We start from the raw sequence: 16924 nt of genomic DNA, 5'->3' as shown, positions 1-16924 counted from the left end.
TATTATGATATGACTCCAGAAGATTATTTTAGAGAACCCTATGAGGCAATGGAAGAGCCGCATAGAAATTTACATAGACACGGACAGGAAGTTGTAACACTTTTCACCTCTGGTGAGCAGGAGGAATCCTTAAGAGTCTTTAATCAAGATATTAAACCTAATTTAATGCTTGTTCGGGAAAATTTAGGCGAGATGATTCAGCTAACTGAAGCTGAGATTGAAGAAATGAATGTAGAAAAAAATGAAATGATGGAACTATCTGATCTCATTTTCTACTCTGTGACTGTAATTACTTTACTGCTGGCAGCTTTAATTGCCTGGATTTTAACTAAAACTACAGTCGGTCCGATTAACCAGCTGGTTGAGCAGGCAGATAAAGTGGCAGCAGGTGATTTAAGGAATAAAGTGCAGTCAAAGAAAACTGATGAGTTGGGAACACTTGTGGGTGCTTTTAATAAGATGATTGACACCTTACGTGATTTAGTTAATAATATTGATGACAATAGCGATGCTGTTGTGACAGCTGTTAAAGATCTGAATGCAGTTTCGGAAGATACCGGCCGCGGTTCTGAAGATATTGCCCGCAGTATTACTGAAGTTGCAGAGAGCAGTTCCGAGATTGGTAATGAAATAGCAGAAGTCAAAAATGTAGCAAAACAGCTTAATCAGGAAGGTAAAACTTTAAAAGCCAACACAGAAGAAAGTTTAAAGATGGCAGATCAGTCGGCAGAATCTGCAGAAATGGGTCAAAAAGCTATCCGCCAGGCAATCAGTCAGCTGGATGTGGTCAGTGAGACTGTAAACTTTGCGACTGAAGCCATTGAAAAGCTGGGTAAGCGGTCTCAAGAAATTGGTCAAATGGTAGAAATGATAGAAGGCATTTCTTCGCAGACCAATCTGCTGGCTTTGAATGCAGCAATTGAGGCAGCCCGGGCCGGGGAAAAGGGCAGAGGTTTCTCAGTTGTAGCTGAAGAAGTTAGAGAACTGGCTGAAGAATCTTCTGAAGTAACAACTCAGATCAGCTCTTTAATTGAGGATATTCAGTCCGAAACTACTGCAACTGTTAATTCGATGGATACCAATATTGAAGAGGTAAATAAGCAGATTCAGATTATCAATGAAGCTGGAGATTCTCTGGATCAAATGGTTACTGCCTCAGAAAAAACAAATAAAAAGGTAAAAGAAATGCATCAGTTTGCAGATCATCTTGATGAAATTATTGATACAATCAATAATGCGGTAGATTCTGTAGGTAGTGCAATAGAAAATAATTCTGCCAGTGCAGAGGAGGTTTCTGCTCTAGCAGAAGAACAGAGTGCAACTGTAGAGGAAATATCCGCTTCTGCAGATGAACTGGAAAATATGGCAAAACATTTACAGTCACTTATCAAAAATTTTGAGGTGAAATAAAATGAATCAGAATGATCTCAGTCAGAAAATAAAAGAAAAAGCAGCAGAAGTTGAGGAATATGTGATTAAGATTAGACATCAGATTCATCAAAATCCAGAGCTGTCTTTTTCAGAGAATAAAACAGCAGCCCTGGCAGCAGCAGAAATGAAGAAATTTGGATTTGAAGTTAGAGAGAATATTTTTGGGACGGGAGTCACTGCAACTTTTAGAAACAGCAGTGACTCTGAGGCTAAAACTCTTTTAATCAGGGCTGATATGGATGCTCTGCCGGTAGAAGAGAAGAATGAGCTTAAGTTTAAGTCAAAAAATGAAGGAATCATGCATGCCTGTGGTCATGATGGACATACTGCGATTTTGATTGGAACTGCCCTGGCGCTCAAAGAACTGGCTGCCGATTTTAATGGTAATTTAAAATTTCTTTTTCAACCGGGGGAGGAGACCTCAGGTGGGGCTGAGGGGATGATCAAAGAAGGAGTGCTCCAAAACCCTGATGTTGATGCAGCGATTGGTCTTCATCTCTGGGGCAGCAGTCCTGAAGGAGTTGTAGAGTATAAAAGTGGTCCTTTTATGGCCTCACCTGACCGTTTTGATCTAAAAATAATCGGCAAAGGTGGTCATGCTGCCCGACCGCAGAATACTATTGATCCGATTCCAATTGGAGCCGAAATAATTTCTGCCCTGCAGACAATTGTCAGCCGCCGGATTGATCCTCTAGAGTCAGCAGTTATTTCTGTCTGCAATTTTGAAGCAGGCAGCACCCATAATGTAATTCCGGACCAGGCAGTACTGAAGGCTACAGTTCGCTCTTTAAAGAGTGAGATCCGGGAACAGCTGGCAGCAAATATCGAAAAAGTAATTAAAAATATCTGTGATATTTATGGAGCAGATTATGAATTCAATTATATTTTTGGTTATCCACCGGTAGTTAATGATTCTGAAATGATAAAAATAGTGGCTGGAGCGGCAGAAAAGGTGTTGGGTGAAAACAGAGTTCGAGAAAAAGAAAAGGCGGAAATGGGAGGAGAAGATTTTTCCTATTTCGGCAGAGAAGTTCCAGCAGCCTTTTATTACCTGGGGATTGCTCCTGAAGGTAAAGTAATTAATCATCACCAGTCGAATTTCAAATTTAATGATTCGGTGTTAAAAGATGGGGTTGCTGTAATGGCCCAGGCTGCTATAGATTTTTTAAATTCTTAAACTAAAATAATAGATACAGTAATTTATTCAGATCTAAGATGGGTAAACAATATTGCTGGAAGAGGAGATAGGATGTTGAATAGAGATAAAACTATTTTAATAGTAGACGACAGCAAATTGAATATTCAGGTATTAAGTGATATATTAAAGGAAAAGTCCTACAGGATTTCTTTAGCCAGAAGCGGCAGGATGGCCTTAGAATTTGTAAATATGAAAAAACCAGATCTAATACTGCTTGATATCATGATGCCCGAAATTGACGGTTTTGAAGTCTGCAGTCGTTTAAAGGCTGATCCAGAAACTAAAAATATTCCTATTATATTTATCAGCGGTCTGGATAAAAGCAAGGATATTGTTAAGGGCTTAAAAGCAGGAGCAGTAGATTATATTGTTAAACCCTTTCAAAAAGAAGTGGTTCTGGCACGGGTCAATACTCATTTAAAACTCAGTGAAACTCAGAGAAAGCTCGAAAAAACTAATAATGAGCTTAAAGAGCTGCTGAAGGAAGTAGAGTATTTATCTTTTCACGATGAAATGACAGGATTATATAACAGAAGATATTTTGAAAATGAACTGAAGCGGCTGGCGTCCTCCCGCAGACTTCCGATTACGTTGATGGTGGCTGATCTGGACAAATTAAAACTTATAAATGATAATTATGGTCACAAAATGGGAGATCAGTACATCAAAGGGGCAGCAGAAGTTTTAAAAGAGTCAAGTCGGAATGAAGATATAGTTGCCAGAATTGGTGGCGACGAGTTTGCAATTATTCTGCCGGAAACAGGTTTTGAGGCTGCTGATAAAATCTACCAGCGGCTTAAATTTAATTTAAAAAAATATAATCAGCAGCAGGAGCTGGTAGTAGAGCTCAGGTTATCACTTGGATTTGCTGTCAAAACCAAAAATGAACAAAATTTAGATCAAATATTTAAAAAAGCGGACAAAATAATGTATAATAATAAGAGAAAGAAAAAGTATTATGAATAAAGAAAGCGACCAGTGAGCAGCGAGTATTGAGTAAAAATGGAGGTTGAAATATGGATTATATTAAAAAATCGCTTAAATTGCAAAATGTTTGTTATGATATTCGAGGACCGGTTCTGGATGAGGCGACTCGGTTAGAAGAAGAAGGATATAATATTTATAAGCTGAATATTGGGAACACAGCTCCCTTTGGTTTTAATGCCCCGGATGAAATTATCCATGATGTAATGTATAATTTAAAAAATTCGCAGGGATATTGTGAATCTAAAGGAATTTTTCCGGCTCGAAAAGCAGTAATGCAGTATTATCAGAAAAAAGGAATTATGGACGTGGAGATTGATGATATTTATATCGGCAATGGGGTCAGTGAATTAATTACAATGGCCATGCAGGGGCTGCTGGATAATGGGGATGAGGTTTTAATTCCGACACCTGATTATCCTCTCTGGACAGCTTCGGTAAATCTTGCCGGGGGTAAGGCTGTTCACTATATCTGTGATGAACAGTCAAAGTGGTACCCTGACCTGGATGATATTAGAGCTAAGGTTAATGATAACACCAGGGCAATTGTTGTTATAAATCCCAATAATCCAACTGGAGCTAATTATCCGGAGGAGATTTTAGAAGGAATTATTGAGATTGCTAAGGAAAATGAGCTGATTATTTACAGTGATGAGATTTATGAAAAAATAACCTATAATGGAGCAGAGCATACTTCAATTGCAACTATGACTGAGGATGTTTTGGTAGTTACTTTTAGTGGACTTTCCAAATCACACCGGGTTCCTGGATTTAGAGCCGGCTGGATGATGCTCAGCGGTCAAAAATACCATGCAGAAAGCTATATTGAAGGTTTAAACATGTTATCTTCTATGAGGCTCTGCAGTAATGTGCCCTCACAGTATGCTATTCAGACTTCTCTGGGCGGATATCAGAGTATTGATGATCTGGTGCTGCCGGGTGGTCGACTTAAGGATCAGCGTGATTTAGCATATAAGCTGCTGACAGATATACCGGGGATTAGCTGTGTTAAACCGGAGGCAGGTCTGTATCTTTTCCCAAAAATTGAGACTGAGAGATTTAATATTACAAATGATGAGCGTTTTATTCTTGATTTTTTAACTCAGGAGAAGGTGCTTTTAGTTCAGGGTAGCGGCTTTAATTGGCCAGAACCAAACCACTTTAGACTTGTCTTTTTACCACCAGAAGAAGATCTAAAAATTGCTATTGGTCGGTTAGAGAAGTTTTTAAGCACCTATCAACAGTAATTATGGTGCTTTAGTAATAATTGTAATTTTTCTGTAATTATTCAATAATTGTAATTCTGACAGCAAAGAAGAAAATTAAGGATTGATCTGATGTTAAAAAAATCATTTACAGCTTTAATGGCCTTAGTAGTTATTCTTGGTGGTTCCTACTTTTATCTTGATGGTCAGCAGGCAGCAGAAGTTTATATAGAAAGAGTTATTGACGGTGATACAGTTGAGACTGCAGCCGGTGATTCTATTCGGCTTTTAGGAGTTGATACTCCTGAGATTGACTGGGATAATAATAGTGAGTCCGAGTTTTATGCGGAAGCAGCCAGGGAATTTACTTTTGACAATTTAGAGGGGCAAAATGTTTTACTGGAGTATGATCAGGAAAGAGAAGACCAGTATGGCAGGATTTTAGCCTATATTTATCAGGACGGTCAAAATTTTAATCAGAGGCTGCTGGAAGCTGGTTATGCAACTTTGATGATAGTTGAGCCCAATGATAAATTTGAAAATGAGTTTAAAAATGCTGTCTCCAGGGCAAGAGAGTCCAGAAAAGGCATCTGGTCTCAGGTGCTGGAAATGGAAAAATCTCTACCAGTCATTTCCTATCAGCAGGCTGAATTATTCAGAGACGAAAGGGTAATTGTAGCAGGAGAGATAGTTGATACTGCAGCCACTGATTCGGTAAACTATCTTAACTTTTCTAAGGCTTATCAGAACACACTTTCGCTGGTAATTTTTAATAGGGATTTAAATAAATTTGATTATCAGCCAGCAGCATATTTTCTGGATAAAAAGATTAAAGTTTTAGGTGAAATTGAATTTTATCAGGGAAGCCCCCAGATTATTATTGATGATCCTCATGATATTTTAATTACAGAATAATATTTTGATTACAGATTAAAAATTGAATTGTTGAATAAAAATTTGATTATAAATTTGATTAGAAAATAGAAATTTGAGTTAATTAAATTAGTGATAAATATTCAATATCACTAAGTATATTATACGAGGAGGCTGACAGATGAAAAAGGTACTGGCCCTGGTCGGCGACTATTATCATCCTTCTGACTATTTAAAACAGGCTTTAAAAATGGTAATAAAAAATGATTATCAGCTGGATATTTTCAGCAGTCATCAGGAAATTAACTGGGAAGGTTTGCTGGAATATGATATTTTAATTTTGGCAACCTGGGGTAAAATAAACGATCCAGATGATGAAGCCTACTGGCTTGACGAATACCACGAAAAGAAAATTGATCAGTTTTTAGCAGAGGGTGGCAAATTATTTTTAGTTCATTCTGGAACAGCAAGCTACCCTAAAGATGGACTTTTTAGAGAGATTGCAGGGGGACATTTTATTCAACACCCGGAAGAACATCCAGAAATCACAATTAAAGCAGCAGCAGATAATTTTCTGACCCGGGGAATTACGGATTTTAAAATTACAGATGAACAGTATTTTATGGATGTGGATCCAGAAGTTGAGGTCTTTTTGAAAGCAGAAAGTGATCAGTTTGGAGAGAGCACTGCCGGCTGGACTAAAGATTACAAAAAGGGTAAAGTAATTGTACTGACTCCGGGGCACACTCTGGAAGTATTTGAGGAAGAAATGATGCAGAAATTGATAAATAATATTTTGGAAGTATAAAGTTAAAACCCTCCCGCAGTAATTAAACTGCTGGAGGGTTTTTTTGTGGATCAAATATAAACTAAGTTCACTATTTAGCTATAAATTAAGCCAGATCTTAAGCTTTCATTACTCTGCTGAAATTAATAATGGTTAAGCAGTTTTCGGCTTCAAATCCTTACCTTTAAACTGTAAATATAAGACAACTACCAGCAGTAAAATTCCAAGTAGATCTAACTGCCAGCCTGGAATTAAGAGACCATAGGCACTTCCCAGAAGCAGTAATCTTTCTAAAATAGTAGTTTTCCGGTTTAAATATCCCAGTACTGCCGCTGCCAGTGAGAATACTCCCAGAATCGAACTTCCGGTAATTAAAATTACCTGAACAGCTGTAGTATCTATCAACAGCAGTGAGGGAGAATAGGCAAAGACAAAGGGCACCACAAAACCAGCAATTGCAAGTTTAACCGCTGTCAACCCAGTTTTAAATGGATCAGAGCCTGAAATACCCGCACCTGCATAGGCAGCTAATGCTGCTGGCGGTGTCAGGTCAGCTACAACTCCAAAATAAAGTACAAATAGATGGGCTGCTAAAATTGGTACTCCCAGCTGAGTTAACGCAGGAGCTGCCATTGTTGCCAGCACAATATATGTTGCAGTTGTTGGTAAACCAGTTCCCAGAATAGTACAGGCAACCATAGTAAAAAAGAGCGCTAAAAAGAGATTACCATTAGCGAGAGCTACAGTTAAACTTGTAAATTTAAGTCCAAGACCGGTCAGAGTTGTAACTCCAACTATAAAACCAACTGAGGCACAGGCAGCAGCAACTCCCAGCGCAGAAATTGCTCCCTCTCTCAAAGTATCAAGCAGATCCTGTAAGTTCATCCGGGTATCTTTTTTGAGAAAACTTAAGGCAAAAGAGACCAGAATACCAAGAAAAGCTGCCCTTAAAGGTGTATAACCTCTAAATAAATAATAGAAAATAATAATCAGAGGAGCTATCATATGCCCTCTATTTTTTAAGACAGTTAAAAACTTGGGAATTAGATCTTCACTCATCCCGATAAGTCCCTGTTTTTTTGCCTCAAAGTGAACCATTAAACCAACAGTAATATAGTAAAGAATTGCTGGCAAAATAGCGGCTCTGGCAATTGTGACATAAGGGACGCCAATAAATTCAGCCATGATAAAGGCGGCGGCTCCCATGATTGGCGGCATGATTTGTCCACCAGTAGAGGCGGAGGCTTCAACTGCAGCTGCAAATTGAGAATTATAACCTACTCTCTTCATTAAAGGAATGGTAAAAGATCCTGTGGTTACAGTGTTTGCAACCGAACTTCCGGAAATGGATCCCATTAAACCACTGGAAACAACGGCAGCTTTAGCCGGCCCTCCGGTTGTTCTTCCGGTCAGAGAAAGAGAAAGGTCAATGAATAAATCACCGAGCCCCGTTCTTTTAGCAAAGGCTCCCAGGAGTAAAAATAGGAAGATATAGGTTGCTGATACTCCCAGCGGAATTCCGAAAATACCTTCTGTTGTAAAATACATGTGGCTTGCGATTCTGGACCAGGAATAACCGCGGTGTGCTAACATACCGGGCATCTGCTGGCCGTAGTGAGCATAAATCAAAAATAGAATTGCAATTACAGGCAACTCTGGACCTAAAGCTCTCCGGGTTCCTTCCAGCACAATAATGATTGCCAGAATAGCCATAAAGTGATCCACCTGAGTGTACATTCCGGCTCTGTGGACCAGAGCTTCGTAATTAACTATAATATAAGACGAAATTGCAATACTTCCTAAAGCTAAAATTAAATCAATACCCAGTATAAACTTACTCTCTTTTTTGTTTTTTAAAGCCGGGTATAAAAGGAAAATCAGAGTGAAAATAAAACCAAGGTGAACCGCCCGCTGCTTTAAAGCCAGCAGAACTCCAAAACCGGCTGTATAAAGGTGAAATAAAGATAAAACTATGGCTATTGTTGAAACTATAATTGCTGCCAGTCCAGTATAATGTCTATAATCTGCACTGGGATCATATTTTTTTAATAATTCATCTTCTTTTAAATGTTCTTTTTCAGCCATTTTAAAACCTCCTTAAGATAAATGTAAAATAGCTAATTTTGTCAGTCTTAATCTGTAAAAGAGTTTCTGTTTTTAAATTTTTGTATAGTTTAAAACTCTCCTGCTTGAAAATAAATTGATGCTCTGCATAATCACTGACTCTGAGCATAATTTCTGGTAGAAACTGATCTATATTTTCAATTATAAATCGATCATTTTCTACTATGTAATCTCCCTGTTCAGCAGAGGTAGGAAGACCTGCTCCGTAAGACTGATATTCTGTTCCTGTTAATAATATTTTTCCATCTTTGATTTCAAAAAATTCAATTACAGGGGTTCTGGCAACTGAGTGTTGATATTTAATCTCAAAATGATCACCATCGTTTATTCTTTCTTCCCAGATAATTTTATCTGCTCTATAATCAACAAGCTGCAGTGTATTGACTTTAAAAACAAAGAGTGAAAATACTATAAAAAGCAATAATCCAAACAAAAAAAATTTAAATAATTTATTTTTATTCATAAAAATGAGAGCCGGGTATTTTTCAATACCCGGTTTTCCTCCTTTGAATAGATTTTAGAGGCTTAATATTAATTTGATTTATTTTAACTCTAAGCCGTTTTTAAAATCTAATTAGTTTACCTCATCATAGTATCTTTGAGCACCAGGATGAAGTTCAACTGTCATTCCATCCATTGCACTTTCTAACTTAATATCTCTGGCTCTATCATGAGCTGCAATTAAAGTATCTCTGTTTTCGAAGATTGCTTTAGTAATGTTATAGACTACATCTTCACTTAAGTCTGAATCAGCAACTAAAATAGCTTTTAAAGCTACAGTTTGAACATCACTGTCTAAGCCATTATAAGTTCCAGCTGGAACAGTTACTCCGGTTAGATATGGATAAGCTTCATTTAATGATTCAATATCGGAATCACTAAAGTTAAGCAGTGAAATATCCTGAGTTGCTGCAACATCCATTACCGCTGCAGTTGGGATACCGGCAGTTAAGAAAGCGGCATCAATCTGTCTATCTTTAAGTCTACTTGCAGCCTCTCCAAATGACAGATAATCTTCTTCAATATCATCATAAGTTAAACCGAAGAAATCTAAAATCTGGCTGGCATTTGCTTCAGCACCACTACCAGGAGCACCAACAGCTACACTTTTACCTTCTAAATCTGCAATGCTTTCGATTCCGGCATCATCACGAACGATGATTTGAATAACTTCTGGATATAAAGCGGCAATTCCAGTCATGTTATTAACCTGATTATCTGCAAATTGATTTTGACCATTTACAGCATAACTGGCAATATCATTCTGGAGAATTGCTAACTCAACTTCCTGATTATAAATCAGGCGAGTATTTGTAACAGAAGCTCCTGTTGATTGAGCAGAAGCATTCATATTGTCTATATTCTCATTCAGAACCTTTGCAATCGCACCACCCACTGGGTAATAAGTACCAGAAGTACCTCCGGTTGCGATTGAGAGGAAAGTAGTATCCTGTGCAGATACCATCCCTGTGATTAAAAGACTGAAAACAATAACAGCAGTTAAAACAACTAAATTAGTTTTCTTTGTTAACATAAATTATCTCTTCTCCCTTCTTGTAATAAATTAATTTAATACTTTAACACTTTAACTTATTTATTTTTTGAGATTAAAGTGTTCCTATATAATTTTACTATATCTGAAGATAAAAAGCAAGAATCTGCATCTTCATTTAAAACCAATTAAAGCTTCTATCCAGGGATTATTGGATATATCAGCCCTAAAACCTAAAATCTTGATAATTGGAAAAATTAATTATTTTTTTAGTGAAAACTTGAACAAAGCCCCCAGATGAGTTATAATATTATCAAAGTTAATATCTGATCAGCCGGGGCCACCTGTCTGAAAGGATATCATATTTTAGCACTTCCTGAATTTAAGGATAATTTCTGAGGATCAGGGGAGGGGTCTTTCTATGTCCAAATTTAAATAAATATAAAACGTTAGGTACCAGGTACAAAAAGGCCTTTTTGTACCTGGTACAAGAGAAAAATATCACAACTAATGGAGGAACGAGGATGAAAAAAAGAATTGGCTCAGTAGCAGTTGTTGTAGAAAAGAGAGAAAAGGTAAGTGACCGAATTAATAAAATTTTAAGTAAAAATGCGGACTGTATTATTGGAAGGATGGGAATTCCTTCAGTTGAACATGGTCTATCAATGATTTCTTTAATTGTAGAGGGAACGCCGGATGAGATTGGAGCAATGACAGGTCAGCTGGGAAATCTGGCGGGAGTTAATTTAAAATCGGCTTTGACCTCGGTAGAAGTGGAGTAAATATTATCATACAGGCGCACCGTGCACCTGTCAGTTTGTGTCGATCTATATAAAACTATGTTGAAAAAGAATCTTTTTAGACACTTTTCGACATAAATCGGGTGGTACCCGGTACAGTAAATTAATAGGAGGAAAATATGTTATGAGTAATATTAATTATTTTAAAGAAGAATTTGGTGAGGATTATCGGACTGAGGTCTGTGACTATATAACTGATGAAAAGATTGAAAGAATTCTGGCAGAGGCAAAAGAGCCGGATCAGAAGGAAGTAAATAGAATTGTGGATAAAGCTTTAGAGCTCAAGGGAATAACTTCGGTGGAGGCGGCAACTTTACTGCAGGTTGAGGATGAAGAGCTGATTGATCGCTTTCTGGAAGCTGCCCGGAAAGTTAAGGAAGAAATTTACGGTAAGCGGCTGGTTATTTTTGCACCTCTTTATTTTGCTAATCAGTGTGTTAATGACTGTCTTTACTGTGGTTTTCGCAAAGACAATCATCAGATTGATCGCAAAAAATTAACTCAGACTGAAATTAGAAATGAAGTTGAGGCTTTAGAGCGGGAAGGTCATAAAAGATTACTTGTTCTAACCGGAGAGGCACCTGTGACTGATCTTGATTATGTTGTAGAAAGTATTAAAACTGCCTATGATGTCAAAACTGAAAATGGTGGAGAAATTAGAAGAATTAATGCAGAAATTGCTCCCTTAAGTACCGAAGACTTTAAAAAACTTAAAGAATCTGAAATTGGTACCTATACCTGTTTTCAGGAAACATACAACCGCAAACAGTATGCTAAACTCCATCCTTCAGGTCCCAAGAGTAATTTTGAATGGCGCCTTTCGGTGATGGATCGAGCTCAGGAAGCTGGAATCGATGATGTAGGAATTGGAGCCCTATTTGGTCTTTATGATTATAAATTTGATGTAATTGGAATGCTCTTACATGCTGAGTATCTGGATAAAAAGTGGGGAGTTGGGCCTCATACAGTTTCAGTACCCAGACTTAATCCAGCTACGGGAACTCCTCTGGATGAAGTTCCTTATCCAGTATCAGATGCTGATTTTCGCAAACTGGTAGCAGTTTTAAGACTGGCAATTCCCTATACAGGGATGATTTTATCGACCAGAGAAACTACAGAGATGAGAAATGAATTATTTGAGCATGGAGTTTCTCAGATATCTGCCGGTTCCCGGACAACCCCAGGTGGTTATGAGAAAAAGGAAAACAAGAAGGAAGAACTGGCCCAGTTTTCACTCCATGATTTACGTCCAATTGATGAGATTATTTCCGGGATTGCTAAAGATGGTTATATTCCAAGTTTCTGTACCGCCTGTTATCGTCTCGGTCGGACTGGAAAAGACTTTATGGATCTGGCCAAACCGGGTAAGATTCAGGAGTTCTGTCGCCCCAATGCAATGCTGACTTTCAAAGAATATTTAGAGGATTTCGGAACAGAAGAAAGTCGAAAAAATGGTAAGCAATGTCTATCGGAACTGATGGAAAAGCTGGAAAATGATAAGCCAAAGTTAGCTGAAAATATTGCTGATAAACTTGATGCAATTACAGATGGAGAGCACGATTTGTACCTTTAGATTTTAAGCTGTCATCATTTTAGAATAGTTAATATTTCAAGCATCAAATTCTGATCTGCTCCAAATTAAGATTAAAGAAGGGAGTAAGATTATTATTTCAGCTTAAATCTGACTTCCTTCCCGATTGCCACATCCTGTGGCACGGTCAGTGACAAACATCGTGTTTGTCAGTCAGATTTAATCATCATAATAATCAACTCCTTCTAATTAATCTTTCTAAGTCACAGAACAGAATTTGATGCTAAAATATTTTCCGATTTTAAATTTAAATATAACTTAAAATCTAAAGCTAAAATCTTAACGGATAAAGTTTATTTCTATTTTACTGATGGTATTTTTCAGTCCAACTAATTTTAAGCTAATTAACCATTATAAAGAAGGAAGTGGAAAAATGAATTCTACAGCAAAGGGAGATCGGCCGCATATTGCAGTTTTTGGCAGGCGAAATGTTGGTAAATCTTCTTTAATTAATAAACTTACAAATCAGAATCTGGCCCTTGTTTCCAGCCAGCCTGGAACTACAACTGATCCAGTCTATAAGGCAATGGAACTGCTGCCGATTGGACCGGTGATGATGATTGATACAGCAGGGATTGATGATCAGGGTGAGCTGGGAGAAATGCGGATCAAAAAGGCTAAGGAAATTATGCGGAAGACTGATCTGGCACTGCTGGTTATTTCAGCTGTCCAGGGGGCAGGAGAGTTCGAAGCTGAGCTGATCAGGGAATTTGAAGAAAGGGATATTCCCTTTATAACTGTTTTAAATAAAATCGAACTGCTGGATTCAGAAAGTAAAGAGCAGGCTGCAGTTTCAGCAGAATTCAATCAATTTTTTGAAAAATATAAGCTGGAGTTTATAAAAGCCAGTGCAGAAGCTGAAATCAATATAGATTTAATTAGAGAAAAAACGGCAGAAAAAATGCCGGAGGACCACAGCCGGGATACAATTATGGGAGATTTAATCGATGCGGGAGAAGTTGCAGTTTTAGTGACCCCTATTGACAGTGCAGCACCTAAAGGAAGATTAATTTTGCCTCAGGTCCAGACAATTAGAGATATTCTGGATCATAATGCAACCGCTCTGGTGACTAAAAAAGCTGAAGTAAGTTCCGAAATTAGTAAATTGAAAAAGAAGCCTAAAATTGTAGTGACAGATTCTCAGGCTTTTGAAACAGTGTCGAAAGAGGCAGCTGTATGTTAAACCGCAAGGAAGTTTTATCAAGATTAGAGGAAGCAAAAAAGGTGGGAATTCCGGTAATTAATTATGGAATTGCAATTGCCTGGCTGCATGGAATTTTAGATAGAGCTTTAAAGCCTTTTCCAGAGGCACTGAAAATCTGGCAGCAGGATCAAACAGAAGTCAAGCAAGATGAAATGAAAGAGGTGATTTAATTGAATCAATTTGAAATAAAGAGGCTTGTTGATCAGGCCTATGAAAAAGCAGTATTAGATAAAGAAGAGATTACGGCTCTGCTGGCTGCAGATATCAGTGATTTAGATTATCTACTGCAAAAGGCAGATCAAAAAAGGGAAGAAATCTGTGGTGATGAGGTTCATTTAAGAGCCATCATTGAGCTTTCTAGTTACTGTAAGCAAAACTGCTATTACTGTGGTTTGAGAAAGGAAAATGAGAAGTTGGAACGTTATCAGTTAGAAAAAGAGGAAATTATTAAAACAGCTCAGATGGCGGCTGAACTTGGTTATCAGACCGTTGTCCTGCAGTCGGGAGAAGATGAATATCCGGCAGCTGAAATTACAGAGATTATTAATGAAATTAAAAATACTACCGGGATGGCAATTACTTTAAGCCTGGGAGAAAGAGATTTTGCTGCCTATAAACTCTGGCGGGAAGCCGGCGCTGACCGCTATCTCTTAAAACATGAAATTGCAGATCGAGCTTTATACGAAAAGTATCATCCGGGGATGAGTTTTGACAACAGGATAGAAAGCCTTAAATATCTTAAAACAATCGGCTATCAGATTGGAAGTGGGGTTATAATTGATCTACCGGGACAGACACCTGAGATTATGGCTGAAGATCTGCTTTTATCTCAGGATTTAGAACTTGATATGATTGGCTCGGGACCTTTTATTCCTCATCAGCAGACACCGCTTAAAAATGGTAAGACTGGAACAGTAGAAATGACTCTAAAGTTTACCGCCTTAAGCAGACTGCTGCTGCCGCTGGCCCATATTCCGGCAACCACAGCTCTGGGTACAATTGATGACGAAGGCCGCCAGAAAGCTCTGCTGGCCGGGGCCAATGTTGTAATGCCCAATGTGACAGATTCTAAGTACAGGACTAAATATCAAATTTATCCAGAAAAAATCTGTGTCAATGAAGAAGCAGGAGACTGCCGCCAGTGTATTGGTGGAATTATTGCTTCACTCGGCCGTTTTGTCAGTCAGGATAAAGGACACAGCCTGAGGCAAAATTGATATCAGATTTTAAAAAATAAAAGCTTAATAAAATAAATAAATGTTTGCTAAAAAAACTCCCACTCACTGCTGTGCAGCTAAGATTGAGATAATCTGCTTTAACAGCTCTGGTGGGAGTTTAGTTATTTATTTAATTATTCTTTTTGCTCAGCATCAGTTTTGTTTTTATCATGATCACCATTTTTGTCTTCTTCTGAAATTTCCTTTTCTCCAAAGCCATTATGACTGAAATCGAGAGCTTTATGGGTGGCAGCAAAATATTCAGTTTCCGGTAGATAAATATTGCCTTCTCCAACTTTTTCTGCAAGACCAATTTTGCGGAAAATATTAAGCAGCCGCTGATTAACTCCGGTCAGCATAATTTCTCCCCCATTTGCCTGAACCTGGTCAACAAAATCTTCTAAAACTTTGATAATTGTAATATCAATTCTTCTCACATTTCTGAGTCTGATGATAAAGTCAGTCTCTGGTTCAAAAAATTCATCCAGCTGATCTTTCATATCATCTGCAGCACTAAAATGAACTGCTCCTTTAAGGTCAACAACCCGGGCCTGCTTTGCAGAAATATCTGATTTATCTGCTTCCTGATGCTGGACATGGTGCAGATGATATCCTTCATCATCATCCTTTTTGTCATAATATAACATGTCTATATCAGCTTCTTTGGAAATTTGTAAAACTACCACCAGAGAAACCATTACGCCAAAATAAATTGCCTGATCAAGGTTGGGCAGTACTATTGCGGCCAGAAAAGTTGACCAGAAGATCAGGGCATCTCCTTTGGTGGTCTTCATGTTTCTGATTACTTCTTTAAGGTCAGCAATTCCAATTGCAGCAGCAATTACCAGTCCGGCAAGTACTGAAACCGGAATAAAAGTTAAAAGAGGTCGAAAAAATAAAATGAAAATTATAATTGAGAGAGCACAAAAAAGCTGAGATATTTTGTGAGTTGCTCCAGCACTTAAATTAGCAAAAGTATTGGAAAAGGAAGCGGAAATTGCAAAGCCGCTAAAAAATGAAATAATCATATTAGTAATTCCCTGACTTTTAAATTCCCTTTTAAAATCGGGATCCTCGTCTTCTTTAAGGGAAATTGCCTGCAGAACCGCCATTGTCTGAATTAGACCGAGTAAGGCAATGGAAAAAGCTTTAGAGTAAACCCGGCCGATTAGATGCAGATCAAAGTCTATTATGTTAAAATCAATAATTCTGCTTGGTATCTCACCAACCAGTGGGATAGACTGGTTAATTCCGGTAACAGCAGTTAAGATAGTCATGATCACAACAGTGAGAAGATATTCCGGCAGTGATTTTTTGATTAAAGGAATTGTGAAAATTAAAATTAATGTTATAATTCCAACCGTTAGATTAAGATAGTTAATTTGGGAAATATTTAAAATAAACTGCCAGCCCTTGGTAATTACATTGGAACCGCTGACACTGACTCCGGTAAAATTCTCTATCTGAGAAAACAGAATTAAAACAGCTGCCCCATGAGAAAGGGCGACAACGACCGGGTGAGAAACATATTTGACCAGTTCACTTAGATTAAAGCTGACCAGTAAAAACTGAAACAGCCCGATTAAAAATGTTGTTAAAAATATTATGGGAAGATAATTTTCTCCCTGAAAGTTGTTTAAACTACTGTAGAGGGCTACTGCCATCATATTGGTTGGACCGACAATTATATAAGAAGATAGATTGAAAAAATAGGCAGAAAGCATTGAAAAAATGGAAGCATAAATTCCGTAAATAGGGTTGATGCCTAAAATTAAAGCATAGGCCATATTCTGCGGCAGTGCAATGGTGGCAGTTGTTAAACCACTCACCATATCGTTATTATATTTTTTGAAAAAATCCTTTATAATCTGCAAGGTGATCCACCCCGTTTTTTTATTATATTCAAACTGTGGTTATAGTTTAACAGGCCAGCTTAAAAGTTTCAATTGAATTCGTGAAGTTTTAAATTTATTTATCTAAAACATAATTTTTAGACAACTCTTTCTGGCAGCTAGAAA

General features: G+C 37.7%; 15 protein-coding genes. 11 read left to right on the top strand and 4 right to left on the bottom strand.

All coding sequences use genetic code 11. From position 1 onward, the window contains the following. Positions 1-9: 9 nt before the first annotated feature. The 6 genes from C7958_RS08525 (at position 10) to C7958_RS08500 (ending at position 6499) form a co-directional block, all read left to right on the top strand. Complete coding sequence (locus tag C7958_RS08525; protein WP_111572256.1) at positions 10-1410, top strand: methyl-accepting chemotaxis protein; 1401 nt, start codon at positions 10-12, stop codon at positions 1408-1410. A gap of 1 nt (position 1411) precedes the next feature. Then, a complete protein-coding gene (locus tag C7958_RS08520) occupies positions 1412-2608 on the top strand; it encodes a M20 metallopeptidase family protein (protein WP_111572255.1) in 1197 nt (398 codons plus the stop codon). Between the two features lie 72 nt (positions 2609-2680). Further along, a complete protein-coding gene (locus tag C7958_RS08515; RefSeq protein WP_111572254.1) occupies positions 2681-3595 on the top strand; it encodes a diguanylate cyclase in 915 nt (304 codons plus the stop codon). A 50-nt stretch (positions 3596-3645) separates the two neighbouring features. Next, entirely contained in the window at positions 3646-4860 is a 1215-nt protein-coding gene (locus tag C7958_RS08510; protein ID WP_111572253.1) for a pyridoxal phosphate-dependent aminotransferase, read from the top strand. Positions 4861-4950: 90 nt separating this feature from the next. Next, a complete protein-coding gene (locus C7958_RS08505; protein WP_111572252.1) occupies positions 4951-5733 on the top strand; it encodes a thermonuclease family protein in 783 nt (260 codons plus the stop codon). Between the two features lie 139 nt (positions 5734-5872). Then, the gene (locus C7958_RS08500; RefSeq protein ID WP_111572251.1) at positions 5873-6499 is read left to right on the top strand and encodes a ThuA domain-containing protein; all 627 of its coding nucleotides are present in this window, start codon (positions 5873-5875) and stop codon (positions 6497-6499) included. A gap of 132 nt (positions 6500-6631) precedes the next feature. On the opposite strand, the gene C7958_RS08495 is transcribed toward C7958_RS08500, so the two are convergent. From C7958_RS08495 to C7958_RS08485, 3 genes are all read right to left on the bottom strand, one after another. Then, a complete protein-coding gene (locus tag C7958_RS08495; protein WP_111572250.1) occupies positions 6632-8563 on the bottom strand; it encodes a TRAP transporter permease in 1932 nt (643 codons plus the stop codon). 1 nt (position 8564) lies between these two features. Further along, complete coding sequence (locus C7958_RS08490) at positions 8565-9023, bottom strand: DUF1850 domain-containing protein (protein WP_243834314.1); 459 nt, start codon at positions 9021-9023, stop codon at positions 8565-8567. Between the two features lie 153 nt (positions 9024-9176). After that, positions 9177-10136, bottom strand: coding sequence for a TAXI family TRAP transporter solute-binding subunit (locus C7958_RS08485; RefSeq protein WP_111572249.1), 960 nt, complete (start codon positions 10134-10136; stop codon positions 9177-9179). Between the two features lie 482 nt (positions 10137-10618). Here C7958_RS08485 and C7958_RS08480 point away from each other — a divergent pair, with 482 nt between their 5' ends. The 5 genes from C7958_RS08480 (at position 10619) to hydE (ending at position 14906) form a co-directional block, all read left to right on the top strand. Further along, positions 10619-10876, top strand: a complete 258-nt coding sequence (locus C7958_RS08480) for a TM1266 family iron-only hydrogenase system putative regulator (protein WP_111572248.1) — start codon at positions 10619-10621, stop codon at positions 10874-10876. A gap of 142 nt (positions 10877-11018) precedes the next feature. Then, the gene (hydG, locus tag C7958_RS08475; protein ID WP_111572247.1) at positions 11019-12467 is read left to right on the top strand and encodes a [FeFe] hydrogenase H-cluster radical SAM maturase HydG; all 1449 of its coding nucleotides are present in this window, start codon (positions 11019-11021) and stop codon (positions 12465-12467) included. A gap of 391 nt (positions 12468-12858) precedes the next feature. Beyond that, positions 12859-13668 (top strand): [FeFe] hydrogenase H-cluster maturation GTPase HydF, encoded by an 810-nt coding sequence (hydF, locus tag C7958_RS08470; RefSeq protein ID WP_309250757.1) that lies wholly within the window; start codon positions 12859-12861, stop codon positions 13666-13668. After that, positions 13662-13859 carry a hypothetical protein gene (locus tag C7958_RS16020; RefSeq protein ID WP_309250756.1) on the top strand — a complete coding sequence of 66 codons (198 nt, stop codon included), beginning with the start codon at positions 13662-13664 and terminating at the stop codon, positions 13857-13859. Before hydF ends, C7958_RS16020 begins: the two co-directional genes overlap by 7 nt. Next, positions 13860-14906: a [FeFe] hydrogenase H-cluster radical SAM maturase HydE gene (gene hydE / locus C7958_RS08465; protein WP_111572246.1), complete on the top strand. Its 1047-nt coding sequence runs from the start codon at positions 13860-13862 to the stop codon at positions 14904-14906. A 134-nt stretch (positions 14907-15040) separates the two neighbouring features. On the opposite strand, the gene C7958_RS08460 is transcribed toward hydE, so the two are convergent. Continuing rightward, the gene (locus C7958_RS08460; protein ID WP_111572245.1) at positions 15041-16780 is read right to left on the bottom strand and encodes a SulP family inorganic anion transporter; all 1740 of its coding nucleotides are present in this window, start codon (positions 16778-16780) and stop codon (positions 15041-15043) included. Positions 16781-16924: the final 144 nt, after the last annotated feature.

Origin of the sequence: Halanaerobium saccharolyticum, assembly GCF_003259895.1 — a bacterium.
Classification (GTDB): Bacteria; Bacillota; Halanaerobiia; order Halanaerobiales; family Halanaerobiaceae; genus Halanaerobium; species Halanaerobium saccharolyticum_A.
This window is presented reverse-complemented; position numbering and strand designations above follow the sequence as displayed.